At 45.8% G+C, this 13,503-nt stretch carries 7 protein-coding genes; 3 read left to right on the plus strand and 4 right to left on the minus strand.

What is annotated here, in order from left to right:
* Window positions 1-526: 526 nt before the first annotated feature.
* Window positions 527-1,375, minus strand: a complete 849-nt coding sequence (locus tag HY811_01385; GenBank protein MBI4833459.1) for a hypothetical protein — start codon at window positions 1,373-1,375, stop codon at window positions 527-529.
* Between the two features lie 20 nt (window positions 1,376-1,395).
* Window positions 1,396-6,936 (minus strand): putative Ig domain-containing protein, encoded by a 5,541-nt coding sequence (locus HY811_01390; GenBank protein MBI4833460.1) that lies wholly within the window; start codon window positions 6,934-6,936, stop codon window positions 1,396-1,398.
* 240 nt (window positions 6,937-7,176) lie between these two features.
* On the opposite strand from HY811_01390, the gene typA reads away from it, so the two are divergent.
* Window positions 7,177-9,042 carry a translational GTPase TypA gene (typA, locus tag HY811_01395; GenBank protein ID MBI4833461.1) on the plus strand — a complete coding sequence of 622 codons (1,866 nt, stop codon included), beginning with the start codon at window positions 7,177-7,179 and terminating at the stop codon, window positions 9,040-9,042.
* 291 nt (window positions 9,043-9,333) lie between these two features.
* Window positions 9,334-9,780: a peptidylprolyl isomerase gene (locus HY811_01400; GenBank protein MBI4833462.1), complete on the plus strand. Its 447-nt coding sequence runs from the start codon at window positions 9,334-9,336 to the stop codon at window positions 9,778-9,780.
* A gap of 25 nt (window positions 9,781-9,805) precedes the next feature.
* Here HY811_01400 and HY811_01405 read toward each other — a convergent pair whose 3' ends face one another.
* Complete coding sequence (locus tag HY811_01405; GenBank protein ID MBI4833463.1) at window positions 9,806-12,184, minus strand: fused MFS/spermidine synthase; 2,379 nt, start codon at window positions 12,182-12,184, stop codon at window positions 9,806-9,808.
* Window positions 12,185-12,264: 80 nt separating this feature from the next.
* On the opposite strand from HY811_01405, the gene HY811_01410 reads away from it, so the two are divergent.
* Window positions 12,265-12,789, plus strand: a complete 525-nt coding sequence (locus HY811_01410) for a hypothetical protein (GenBank protein ID MBI4833464.1) — start codon at window positions 12,265-12,267, stop codon at window positions 12,787-12,789.
* Here the strand turns inward: HY811_01410 and HY811_01415 are convergent, their stop codons facing one another.
* Window positions 12,790-13,479, minus strand: a complete 690-nt coding sequence (locus HY811_01415) for a hypothetical protein (protein ID MBI4833465.1) — start codon at window positions 13,477-13,479, stop codon at window positions 12,790-12,792. It abuts the gene before it with no gap.
* Window positions 13,480-13,503: the final 24 nt, after the last annotated feature.

Consider the following 13,503-nt stretch of genomic DNA (forward strand, 5'->3'; position numbering starts at 1 on the left):
CGGTTATTTCGGCACGTTTTGCAGATAAAACCTACTTTTATTACAAGAATCTATTCAATTTTACCCATCAAATGGGCTGATTACGTGTTATATTGAGTATTATACCATAAGAAGTCGGTTATTTCAACAATTTCTGCCTATGGGGGTGGGGGTACCCTACCCCTACTCCACCCTAACCATACCTCTACTCCATAGTGACCATTACTATACTCCGGTGTAATCATACCCCTACTCCCCTGTAATGGCTATAATACTCTGGTCTAACCATACCTCTACTCTATGGTGACCATACAGATACTCCCCTCTAACCATACTCCTATCCCCTTGGTGCGTAGCCTCCCCTTGGGGATAGCCATATCTATACTCTATAGTAGCCATACCTCTACTCCATGGTGACCATACCTCTACCTAGGTATAATCACACCCCTACTCCATGATAGGAATAGATATACTTACAGAGTGGATTACTAACCATCATAGGTAACACTTTGGCTCTGTTCGGAATAGCATTACCAATAACTTCCCATTATTTTGCCGGTCGGTGGGAGATGATCTCCTTGCAGGCCGTAATAAATTTATCTACCCGCTCCTTTTGCTTTTCATCCTTTAGGTCTTTTTTGAACTTCTCGCAGTAATTCAGCCAGTTATCCTTGCCCAAGGTTTTCTCCAATATTTCCAGGGCATTTTCATTCCAGATTTTCTCTACTCTTTCTTTATTAAGAGTTGCGGCATCTATCCCTCGCTCCTCCAGTGTTTTTTTTAGGTATCGGTCGTCTTTATCCGGATAATAATCGATATTTATAGTATTTTTGTCTTCCCCAGTTGCAAGATAATCTAATATTTTTCGTGCCGATGAATCTCCGGGAATCTTAGATAGGACATATTTAGCCGGATATTTCTCTGAAAGCGAATCGGACCAATCATCCAAAAGAGGGTAGATTTCCCTATCGTTTTCAAATAGTATGCGTTTTTCCCCGTCCTGATTAAGGGCAAGATAATTAACAAGGATAGAGGAACAAGAATTATCTCGACTTTCAAAGGCATTTAACAGATAAATCGCTCGTGATGTAGCTTTTACCCAATTGGGCAGTCTTTTATCTCTGGGTGTTTTTACCTGCTCTTCCAAAAAATCCTTGCATTTTTCGACAATCGAGAATTTAAGATCCGACAAACCAACATCATTCATAAGAAATGCCAGCATATCTGTTTCTTTGATTTCATCCCTGAGAGACTTTATGTCATTACCAAACTTTTCTTTTTCCTTCATCCATTTGGGGTCTTCTTGCGATTGCCCATCGGCCTTGATAACCGTATAAACTGCGAACGAGGCTGCCAGAATGCCTAACAATGCCATTGTTTTAAAAATCTTTTGCATAACTCGTTATCCTTTCTTCTCTATGGTTTATATAGCTTTGCATCTGTCGCTCTTGAAATCTCATCATCAATAATTTCTAATTCCACTAAAATGCTATCCGCGTCTTTAGTGTCTTCTTTAAAAAGCACTTTAATAGGGTTAGGATCGTTTTTGAATTCCAATTGATCAATAACCTCATCGTTTTTAAGCGCGGTTAGCGTCCACTTATAGGTATTGATTTTTCCGTCTTTATCAAAACTCCCACTTCCATCAATATCAATAACCAATTGTTCTTCTGTATTTCTAGAGATTTTCTCCAGCCGAATAATAGGCATTGGTCTCTCGTTAACAACTGCCACTACATCAACTTCATCAAACCACTTAGGAGCTTTAGTCGCATTTTCTGCCTTAACGCGAGCTAAAGCAAACGAACTGTTGTGTAAATGCAGAAGGGAAAGTCCAGCATAGGTGTACAACTGATTTTCTCCAACAGCATCATTGCCATCACCAAAAGACCACTTAAAAGATGTGTTTACGTCTTGTTGGTTAGGATTAGCCGTAAACTGAATTTTAGTTTTAAGCTTGGGGTCAGGCCGTTCAGCCTTCGGTGAAACATAAAAAGATAGAGCATTGACTGTATCAATAGTGAGATTGGTTGTTCCTGTGGCAATAGTATTATCCAAATTATTTGCGCCACCGCCAGCTATCTTTTCCATTTCCCAGCGTTTTGGTTTACTATCTCCCGGATCAACCACTTTTGCTCCGGCACGAATGTAATAACCAAAATTATCGGAACAAACCAGGTTGATTTGTGTTCCTAAAGTAACCCAGCCATTAAAATTCATCCGTATAGCTATTTTTGTGTCTATGTCTAGCTCTGTGGCATCTGAGTCAACGTCAGGAGTGAAACCAGGACCATCAAGAAAATAAATTTTTCCTTGCAGTGGAACTATTGTAGACCACATACTCTTTGGATTGTCCTTGGAATTACATCGCGCATTGCTGAATGAAACAGAATTATCCGGCTTTATTATATACATTGCTGACCTTAAAACCTCTTGATTAATAATCAGAGGTAGATTATAATCGTTTGGTTTAACGGTACCAAATATCTCAAATCCAAATTGAACAGAGTTTGTGCGAGTTATGACACCCAAATATGGTTTGCCAAATCCTTTTGGATGTTGATAGAATGGCTTGCAAGTATTATCGTTGGAAACTTCAACTTTGTCAAGCCCTTGGGGGATAGGAGTAAATGCAAGATCTACCCAAACGACAGTGGCTGTTTGCTTCCCGATTTGTTCGCCATCCGCATTGTTTTTATTAATAACAATGGCGGTGTCACTCATCAATTGGCTTTCTTGCTCGCCGGAAAGGTCGAAATCAACCCAATTATTATGTTCCTGATTATCCGGCGGTAATACTAACGTAATACTATCGGCAACCGAGTTAGCAGCATTTGAAAAACTTAATTTACCGCTGCCATCGTTCTCAGGGGGGGCATTTTTATCAGGAAGATTATAAAGGTAAACAGTTAATTCCGCATTGGATTTGTTTCTTATACGGCAGGGAACTTTAGGCATATAAGTCGTTGTCTTTGATTTACGAGGGACAATATAATCGGTTAATCCAGGGGCTTTTTCCTTATTAATCTGCATTTCTACCAGAGATGTGTCCTGAGTATTCCCGGCATTCGTCTCGTAAAACTTCCCTCCTCCAAATAATGATGTTGTTATTCCTCCGCTCACAACCACGGTTTGGCCATTGCGCGTGCTTACCGGATACAGCGTGCCTTTCAACGAACTCGCAATATTAACATGATTAGGAAAGTTAACGCTGGCCATCAGCAAGTTACAAGTAAGCTCTATATGGCCATTGGTCAGGTTGAGTGTTCCGACCGATGGATTCTCTGTATCATTGATAATCGCAATTGCGCCAGTATTTGCCCCATTAACCGTTATTGCCGCTCCCTGATATGCCGATTGGGTAACAGTCATTTCAACGATATCCGGGTTAGCCGTTGGGGCAAGATTGACGGTCAAATTACCGCTTAACGCACTGCTTGCCATCGCTCCATTGGAATCTATGAAATCAATCACGCTGTCATCATAAAATTCGCTTAAACTTAAATTAAGCGTTGATGAACCGGTATGCAAAGAAACATAGTCTTTGATTTCATTAAGTGAATATTCAAAATATGTCCGCGCCTTGTTAGTCATCTCCGTATCAGTCAATCCCGCTAAAGTAGTCCCAATGGTATTGAGTGGAGTTAATGCGGATGAATAATCATTCAAGCCCAGATAGTATTTTGACAGGTTAAGTCCATCCAAGAATGACTGGTAAAGCCCGGTCTGTAAAATGCCTTCGTGGATAATATTCAAACTTTCAATAGTTTCGTCTATGGTCGGGATTTGGGCAAAAGTAACCGCCGCGGACATATCAGAATAAGCGCTGTTTCCGGCCGGGTTGCAAGCGCGGACGCGGTAATAACAAGGTTTTCCCGGCTGAAGATGGCTATCTGAAAAACTTACCGAACCCATGGTTCCTTCTCCCGGGCCAACAGACGCAATCTGGACAAAGGTATCGTGAGAGGAAAACTTACGTTCTATCGAGAACCAAAATTCATTATCAGAATTATCCTGCCAGGTAAGGGTAATTTCCGATGAAGAAGACCCTTCAGCGCTTAAATTAGTCGGAGCATTATGGGGCGCTTCCATAACCACACCGTTTTGGCTGATAGTCCCAAACGCTCCGTCATGTGCGCCATTACCCCCTCCGGTTCCGCCATTAATCCTAATTATTCCGTTAAATGCAAAGTCGGTATAATATAATTTTACCCTACCGCCACTTCCACCGCCACCACCGCCGCATCCTTCGCTCGGAATACCGCCGTTGCCGCCTTTGGCAAATACAAAACCGGTTAAGTTTATAGTTTGGGCATTAAAAAGAATCCCGCCGCCCGAACCACCACCGCCGCCGCCGCTATTAGCGCCATTTTCCCCATCATTGCCGGACGCGTCTATTATCCCTGAAATGTCCAGAGTTTGCCCGGCGGAAAAGAGTGCCCTTCCGCCCATGCCGCCGTAAGGGTCAATAAATTCATCAATAGTAACGTTGCCGCCTTTAGATCCCACGGCAATATCATTCCCGGTGCCGGTGCCTCTTGTTCCGCCGCCTATGCCGGGAGAAGTGCCGCCGCCTGCGCCGCCTGTTCCGCCGTATCCGCCACCGCCTGCGCCGCTGGTCTGATTATTGGCATCCGCGCCTTGTGTTCCCGTGGAATCTGTTCCGCCATAAGAATAATCACGCAGGTTAACCCTTCCGCTTATAGTTAAAGCCTCGCTGGCTGATAATTCCAGCAAATCACGCGAGATAGAGCTAAGGGTTCCGGTAATTACGATATTAGTGGCGTTAATTTTCATGCCGCTGCCGGTCTGGATTAAAACGCTATCTTCTTCATTAATGGAGAAAGTGCCGATATTATAGTGCTCCCCGCCGATGGTATCGCCGTTAGCCAAAGTCCAATCCTGGCCTTTGTGGTCGCCGCCTGTCAGCATATCCCAGGTTTCCTTAATAAGGAGCGAGTATTCTTTCTGCGCTATCGGATTAAGGGTGCTATCCGTGCCGGCGACTTGAATCGTGAAATTATACGTTCCGGTTACGGTAGGCGAACCACTCAAAAGCCCGGTCTCAGAATTTAGGGTTATGCCATCCGGAAGAGTGCCATTGATAACAAACCAAGCATAAGGCAACGGCGCACCCGCGGCATTTAAAGCAACGCTATAAGCTACATCCTTCCTGCCATACGGAATAGTTTGGGTAGTGATATTGAAATTATAATTAACCGTAAAGGAAAATTCCTTTGTGATAATAGAGCCGTTATAATCACGTGCCCTAAGGGTAAAGGTGCTGGTGCCGGTGACGGTGGGTGAACCGGTCAAAAGCCCCTGGCTCGGCAACCAACCGGAATAATGATTATTGCCCTGGTCATACCAATCTTCAACCGAGCCGCTGGTAGTTTGCAAGCTTGCCCAGTCCGGAAGATTTCCGGCGGAAATATCCCAGCGATAACCGGAGCCGCCCGGATAATCACCTTCCTGTCCGTCAACTATCATGGAATCATATCTTATTCCGCCTGCCGCATTAATAACCGTGTTGTATGCAATCCCGACTTTCGCCTGCGGCAAAGGGTTATTGGTGGTGATAGAACAAGGCGGCGCAATAAGGATAGTAAGGGTTTTTGTTACAACTTGGCTATCCGATGAAATCACCTGAAAAGTAATATTGGTAGAACCGTTTGCCGTTGGCGTGCCGCTGATTATTCCCGTATTTAAAGCTAATCCGTCCTGCAATGAGCCGGTTATGATAGACCACGTATACGGAACCACTCCGCCGGAAGAAGCAAGAACCGTGCTGTAAGCAACTCCCTCTGTTCCCTGAGGCAGGGAATTTGTGCTAATGGAAAGCTGAGCGGCAATAACCGTTACGCTGAAATCCTTGGTAGAAATCGTGCCGTCATAAGCTGTGGCTTTTAAGGTGAAGTTATAGGTGCCTGGCTGTGTGGGTGTGCCGATTATTTTTGCCTGACCGGCTACTAATCCATCATGCGAAACATTTCCCTGGTCATGCCAATCTGACGATGAACCATTGGTTGAATCAAGAGTCATTCCTGGGGGGAGGGTACCGGCTGTCTTTTCCCAAAGATAACCGGCTCCACTAATATGCCAATATTCTTCCGAATCGGGACCGGTAGCATCATAAAGAATCCCACCTGTTGCATTTACTTGAGTATTATACGCGGTATTAAGCGTGGCATCGGGCAAGGGTGAACCAGTGCTAATTAAACAAGTAGCCAGTATATTTAATGTAAGAGTTTTTGTAATAACCTGGTTATCAGATGAAGTTACCTGAAAAGTAATACTTGGGGAACCGCTGGCGGTTGGCGTACCGCTGATTATTCCTGTGCTTCCGTTTAACGATAATCCCGCCTGAAGCGAACCGCTCGTGATTGACCAAGTGCGCGGAGCGGCACCGCCGGTGGCTTGTAGTGTTGCGCTATAGGCAACAGTCTGCGTTCCCTGAGGCAGAGAGTTTGTAGTAATAGAAAGTTGTCCGGAAATTACCGTGATAGTAAACTCTTTGGTTACATTTACACCGCCGAAACAAATTGATTTTAAGGTGAAATTATAAACGCCGGTCTGCGTAGGAGTGCCGATTATTTTAGCCTGGCCGGGAAGCCATCCGCTAAAATAGTTATATCCCTGATCATACCATTCGTCAACCCAGCCGCCGTTTGTTTGCAGGCTCATTCCTGTAGGTAAAGCGCCGGCAGAGATTTCCCAGCGATAACCGGAGCCGCCGGGCCAATCGCCGTATTCTCCGTCAACCACCATGGCATTATAAAGAGTGCCTCCCGCGGCATTGGCCTGTGTATTGTATGCGGTATTAAGCGTCGCATCGGGCAAAGGAGAATTAGTTGTTATTGTAATAGGATCAGCAAATGCAAGGTTTGCGGTGGCTATACATATTAATAGGGTAATGCCGATGGTTTTCCATGCGCCATGCTTTTTACGCTTATCCATACAAATTCTCCTTATATATTTAGATTAATTATTTGTTAAAAGAATTATAGAAACTCGATATATTACTGTCAAGTATAATCTGGCAAATAGACTCCGATTTTTACTTTTTGCCAACGGGAATATACACTATTTGGGGCAATTTGAAGTCTGATTCATTTAGTTTCTTAGTGTCTTTGTGGCTATTTTCATACTCCCAAAACGCCATATAGACGATAATTACCTTATCACTATTTACTGATTATGGAAAATACGGAATTCAATAAGAAGATACGCAATATCGCCATCATCGCGCACGTTGACCACGGCAAGACGACGCTGGTTGATTTTATGCTCCGCCAGAGCGGCGTCTTCCGCCAGAATCAGGATGTCACCGAACGCGTCATGGATAACCTTGACCTGGAAAAAGAGCGCGGGATTACCATCGCCGCCAAGAACTGCTCCATCTGGTGGGAAGATGTCCGGATTAACATCCTCGATACGCCCGGCCACGCCGATTTCGGAGGCGAAGTCGAGCGGAGCCTCAGCATGGTCGATGGCGTTCTCCTTCTGGTTGATGCCGCCGAAGGCCCGCTTCCCCAGACGAGATTCGTCCTAAAGAAAGCCCTTGAAGCCGGACTCAAAATAGTCGTCGTCATAAATAAAATAGACCGTAAAGACGCCCGCCCCGTCGAGGTTCTGGACGAGATATACAATCTCTTTATTGACCTGGACGCCAACGAACACGACCTTGATTTCCCGGTTTTATACGCCATAGGTCGCGAAGGCATCGCCCAGAAAACGCTTGCCGTGCCGGGGACAAGCCTGGCGATACTTTTTGATACCATTCTTAAAACCATTCCCCCGCCTTCGTATGACCCGGCTGAGCCTTTCCAGATGCTCGTTTCCGACCTGGATTATTCCGATTACGTCGGACAGCTTGCCATCGGCAGGGTCTTCAACGGCTCGGCTCGCTGTAACGACGCCCTGGTCTGCATCAAGGAAGAAGGCGCGCCAATGCCCCTGCGCGTGACGAAACTGCAGGTATATAAAGGAATTTCAATCGAGCCGGTTGATGAAGTCAATCCGGGCGATATCATAATTTTAGCAGGAGTGGAAAATGTCAATATCGGCGATACCATCTGCACGCTGGAAAAACCCAAGGCGCTGCCGCGCATCAAGGTGGATGAGCCGACTGTTTCGATGATGTTTACCATGAACACCTCGCCTTTCGCCGGGAAAGAAGGCACTTTTGTCCAATCGCGCAAGATTCTCGACCGCCTGCGCAAGGAAACACTTCTTAATGTCGGCATACAGCTGGAATCCAATGAAACGGATACGTTTATCGTCAAAGGCCGCGGGGAATTCCAGATGGAGATACTCCTGGAAACCATCCGGCGCGAAGGCTTCGAGGTCAGCGTCGGCCGGCCGCAGGTAATATTTAAAAAGAAAGACAGCGTTACACTGGAACCTGTCGAGCATTTATTCATAGATTGCGACGAGGCGCATGTCGGCGTCATCACGGAAAAGATTTCCAACCGCAAGGGACAGATGGAAAATATGGTCAACCACGGCACGGGCCGGGTGCGGCTGGAATTCACCATCCCAACCAGATGCCTTATCGGCTACCGCAATGAGTTCCTGACTGATACGCGCGGAACAGGCATTATGAGTTCATATTTAAAAGGATATGATGAATACCGGGGCGATTACCAATCGCGCCTGACCGGCTCGATTGTGGCGGACAGGACAGGAGTTGCGGCTTCCTATGCCCTGCAGAACCTCGAACTGCGCGGCAATCTTTTCATCAAGCCCGGCGACAAGGTCTACGAAGGAATGGTCGTGGGCGAATACCCGCGCGACTTCGATATCAACGTGAACGCCGCCAAGGGGAAAAAGCTGACTAATATGAGGAGTTCAACGAGCGACGATATCATCGTCCTTAAACCGGTCCTGCCTATGACGCTGGGACGCGCCATCACTTTTATTAAAGACGACGAGCTGGTCGAAGTCACGCCGAAATCCGTCCGCCTGAGGAAGAAGATACTTTCCGTCCAGGAACGCCGGGGCTCGCATCGCTTAAAACTACAGCAGGAACGGGCGACTGAAGAAGAAGACCAAGAAGATTAACAGATATTCACCGCCGAGGCGCAAAGTTCGCAGAGAAGATTCTTAATAAAATTATTATTTGCTTAGCGTCTTTGCGGTAAAACGCTTTGAAACCCTATAAATATTTGTATTGACACGTCAAATAATCGGATGATAGAATAATATTAAAAAGGAGCCTTTATGATTAAACGAATTGTTTTATCTGCCCTGATTTTAAGCCTGATTGCTCTGGTTTCCGCCTGTTCATCGACTGATAACAAGGCGACGGATTTGCCAAAGGAGAAGGAAACCATTGCCATCATAAAGACAACTATGGGCGAGATGACCTTCAAGTTCTTCACCAAAGACGCGCCGTTATCTTGCGCTAATTTCATCAAGCTCGCAAAGAGCGGATTCTACAATAACCGCGAGTTCTACCGAGTGGTCAAGGGACACGTCATCCAGGCCGGGGTCGGCGAAGGCGAAGGGGTTGATTACACCGTTAAGGCGGAATTCAATAAGAACCCTCATATCACCGGCGCGGTCGGAATGGCGCGCGCCGAAGACCCGGACAGTGCTTCAACCGAATTCTACATCTGCCACACCCCGCGTCCGCACCTGGACGGCAGATACACGGTCTTCGGGCAGCTGACAGACGGATTCGATGTCCTGGATAAAATAGGCAATACCGAGGTCGAGGAGAAAATGATTGAAGGCGTTGCCTTTAATAAGCCAAAAGTGCCGGTTAAGATTCTTTCTATCACCATTGAAGAAAGATAAATATCTGCCACCAAGTCACTAAGAATTAAATCTTTTTGTGCCTTTGAGTCTTAGTGACTATTAATAGGATTGTTCCTGACAGGTTTAAGAACGCGATAAAGACGCAGGTCTGGAATATCCCGAAAAGCGGGATGAATACGACACCGGTAACTAACGCCCCCAAAAACGCGCCGAAGTGGTCCGCGCTGTCTATCAAGCCCGATGCCTTACCGATTCTCGGCTCGGATTCGAGATACAGGCGACTGGCAACCGGATAAGCCAATCCGGTGATAATCCCGCATAGCATAATCAAAAGGATAAACGGGTATTCTCCCATTCCGGCATCTTCAATAAGCTTTATCGCCGGAGTTAAGAGCAAGGCGAATATTACCAGCGCCAGATTAATAAACGCTAAAACCCTTTTCCATCTTAACGCTTTGGTTATAATAAAACGGTTGGAGATAATTCCGCCCAGCGCCAGCCCGAGCATAAACAAGGCGATTATCAGGCCTATTTTCTGGTAGATATATCCGTAGATATTCTGGAAGGCGAAGAGGAGCATAAGTTCAGCGGATAATCCGGCCAATCCGATGGCAAAGATTGAATATAAACTATTAAACCTTTGGTGATGAGCTGCCCTTTTGGGAGTTATAAACACATAGGCCAATCGCAATAAGAATAATATTCCGATGATTGCCAATACCCACCAGAATTTCAGGCTTTGCAATATCTTAAAAAATACGCCAGGCTCAGTCCCGTAACCGCTCATAATCGTATCCCAGAGGATAAGGTTAAAGAAATAACTGATAGGCTGTAAATCGGTATTGACATAGCTTTCTCTTTTTTCTTTAAATACTTGTTCCATAAAGGCAAGCTGTGAAGACTGGATATAAAGCTCGTATTGGGCGGGCGAGATGAATCTCTCCGTAGCGATATTGCGCTCTTTAAAACGTTTGTCGAGCGCCACGATATCAAATGTAATAACATTATCGGAATCCGTGGCAAAGAAGCATGCCCGGTCGCCCGGCGTTACCAGGATATTCTTAAACTCCGATTTCAAGGTGTCATAAAGCGAGCCAACATAAACCAGAACCGTCGGACTGAAGTAATTGACAGCCGAAGATATACTCGTCACCACCACCCCGCCCGGCGCAAGAATCCGTTTTGCCTCGTGGAAAAAGTCCGTGGTGTAGAATCTATTTATCATGGCGGTTGAAGGGTCTGGTAAATTGAGAATTACCATATCAAATTTATCCTGAGCTTGTCTAAGGACATGTTTTACAAAATACCGCCCGTCTGAATAATGGATGAACAATCGAGAATTATCTTTCGCGTTAATGAGGGGGCTATCCCTCTGGCGCAGATATTTTCCGACCAGCTCAGTCATCTTCGGGTCGAGCTGGACATAATGCAACTCCCGGATTGAAGGGTGTTTTAAGATTGGGGAAAGCATGCCCTCGATTCCGCCTCCGATTAAGAGGACTCTTTTCGGTTCCGGATGCTGGGTGAGCAGGAAATGCGCCAGCGGCTCGTGGATATAATCATCAGGAAAGCTTGAAACCAACTGCCCGTTGCCGTAGAGCTGGTACTGCTCCCCCAATTTCCCGATGACGAGGTTTTCGTATTTGGAGTCCACGCTTTCCAGCAGTTCTTCTCCCGGGCGGAAGAATTCCCATCTCTTCTTGACCGAATACTGATGCAGTGAATTTGCATATGTAAATATTCCCAACAGATTTGCCAGAAAGAATAAAATAGCCAGCCCGGCCAGAATCTTCCGTGAAACTCCACTTAATATAATAGTGCTTGCCAGAAGCAGGCTGTTTGATATCATGATAATGGTGAAAGAATTGAAATGCTCAACGAGGAGGAAGGTAAAAACAACCCCGCCCAGTAAACTGCCCAATGCTTCGTAGATATACACCCACCCGATTTGGATAGCAAAATCCCCCCCCTCACCCACCCCGCTCCCGCCAGTGGAGAGGGAAAAAGAAGTTGTATACACCTTGCACAACAAAGGAAATATAATGCCGATAAAGATACTGAAAGGAACGACCAGGAAAAAGCTTAAGTAAACCATCGGGATAAGCGGAATGGGCTGTCCGGATTGGATGGTAATAATGCCTCTGGCAATCCTGATAAAATATACCATAAGCGGCAGGACGGAGGTCATGGCGATAATGACAATAACCAGGACCGGATAAAGATTCTTAAGCCTGTCGATAAAGAAGGCGGTTAAGCCGGCTCCCAAGGTGATGCCGATGAGCCAAACACCGAAGATGATGCCAAGAGCGACTTCATTCCCCTGGAACACGACCAGCAATTCGCGCGCCATAACCGCCTGGGCGATGAGCGCGGAAAAGCCTATCAGGATAAAACCGATAACCAAATTAATGCGGTTTTTTTCGATGGGCATTAAATCAATCATAAGTACTCTTAGACAAGAGGTCAAGAGTTTGTTATATTTAAATATTGAACCGCCCTATTTTTGACGATTAGACTATAGTTATGGCGAAAGATAAAGAGAAAGAAAAGGGGAAAGATAAGGCCAAAGGCTCCAAACCCGGCGGCGGCTCATCCGGCTGGTTCCTAAAAACAGTCACATTTATACTCTTTGTAATCGGCATTGCCATGCTGGCCGGCTCGATTTTCACGCCCTGGGCAAAGGCGCGAGTGGTTCTGGGCCTGACCACTAAATTTATCTACGCCTATAAAGAACAATCCTTGCATATTATACTCCTGGTCCCGCCGTTTGTCATCGGAGGCGTAATCATCGCGGCGATATTCGGCTTATCCAAAACCTGGAGATTGCTTGCCGGATTAATTATTTTCCTGCTTTCCGGAGGCGTCTGCGCCCTTGGGGTTTTCCTTAAAGATAGGATAGAGAAGAATGACGTCAGTTTCTTAGGAATAACGCCTTTGCAGCTTGCCAATGTCCAGCCATATGTAGGGGTGTTTTTCCTGATAATCGGCGGCGGTGTCCTTGCCCTGATCGGATTGAAATACATGATTACTTCCGGCGGTGGAAAATAATCATTCACCCCATGCTTTGCCCATGCAAAAAAGCCCGGTTGTCCAGAAGATTGTCTTGAATATGCCTACAAATACGAATGCGAACGCAGCTAGCGCCATCGGTTCACCTTCCAGAGAAGAATTTAAAAGTATCAGCTTATCCGTGCCGGTCAGGTAACTGACAAAACCGCCGTAGATCATAAACTCCGCGGCAAACCTCATGCCGACAAACGGCATCTGCAGTATATTAAATGTAAACCAGGTAACGATATCGGCCAATATAACGCCGTTCAGCATGGCAAGCCAGGAAGGGTCTGAAGCAAAGTATAATGAGCCGCCGAAATAAGCGGTTACACGGGCGATGACGATTGCGATAAATCCTTTATTAAATGTAGAGGCAACGGATTTAACACCCTCGACAAATGGGTTACCTTCCCGGGATATAATCCTGAGGAAATTCTCTTTTTGAAGCGCGGTTGGCTTTTGTCCTGAATCACCTGCTGAAATACCGACATTTTCTGGTATATCTCGAGGTCTCTCGGCAGTATCAACGGTTCTAGGCGGGTGGCGGAGCCACTCATTCTGCCTTTCAACAATCAGTTTAAGACATGAAGCGCAGATGGTAATATTCCTAACCCGTTTTAATTGCAGAGGAGAAAAAGATTGCAGACAAATACTACAAAGCTGTTTGGTAAAGCAGGCTTTAGGCATGGGTATATTTTAACAAAAGCCTCC

The sequence above is a fragment of the Planctomycetota bacterium genome (genome assembly GCA_016207825.1).
In the GTDB taxonomy this organism is placed as follows: domain Bacteria; phylum Planctomycetota; class MHYJ01; order JACQXL01; family JACQZI01; genus JACQZI01.

Coding starts and splice junctions, on each gene's coding strand:
- HY811_01385 (MBI4833459.1), bottom strand. CDS start 1,375: ATGCAAAAGATTTTTAAAACAATGGCATTGTTAGGCATTCTGGCAGCC.
- HY811_01390 (MBI4833460.1), bottom strand. CDS start 6,936: ATGGATAAGCGTAAAAAGCATGGCGCATGGAAAACCATCGGCATTACC.
- typA (MBI4833461.1), top strand. CDS start 7,177: ATGGAAAATACGGAATTCAATAAGAAGATACGCAATATCGCCATCATC.
- HY811_01400 (MBI4833462.1), top strand. CDS start 9,334: ATGGGCGAGATGACCTTCAAGTTCTTCACCAAAGACGCGCCGTTATCT.
- HY811_01405 (MBI4833463.1), bottom strand. CDS start 12,184: ATGATTGATTTAATGCCCATCGAAAAAAACCGCATTAATTTGGTTATC.
- HY811_01410 (MBI4833464.1), top strand. CDS start 12,265: ATGGCGAAAGATAAAGAGAAAGAAAAGGGGAAAGATAAGGCCAAAGGC.
- HY811_01415 (MBI4833465.1), bottom strand. CDS start 13,479: ATGCCTAAAGCCTGCTTTACCAAACAGCTTTGTAGTATTTGTCTGCAA.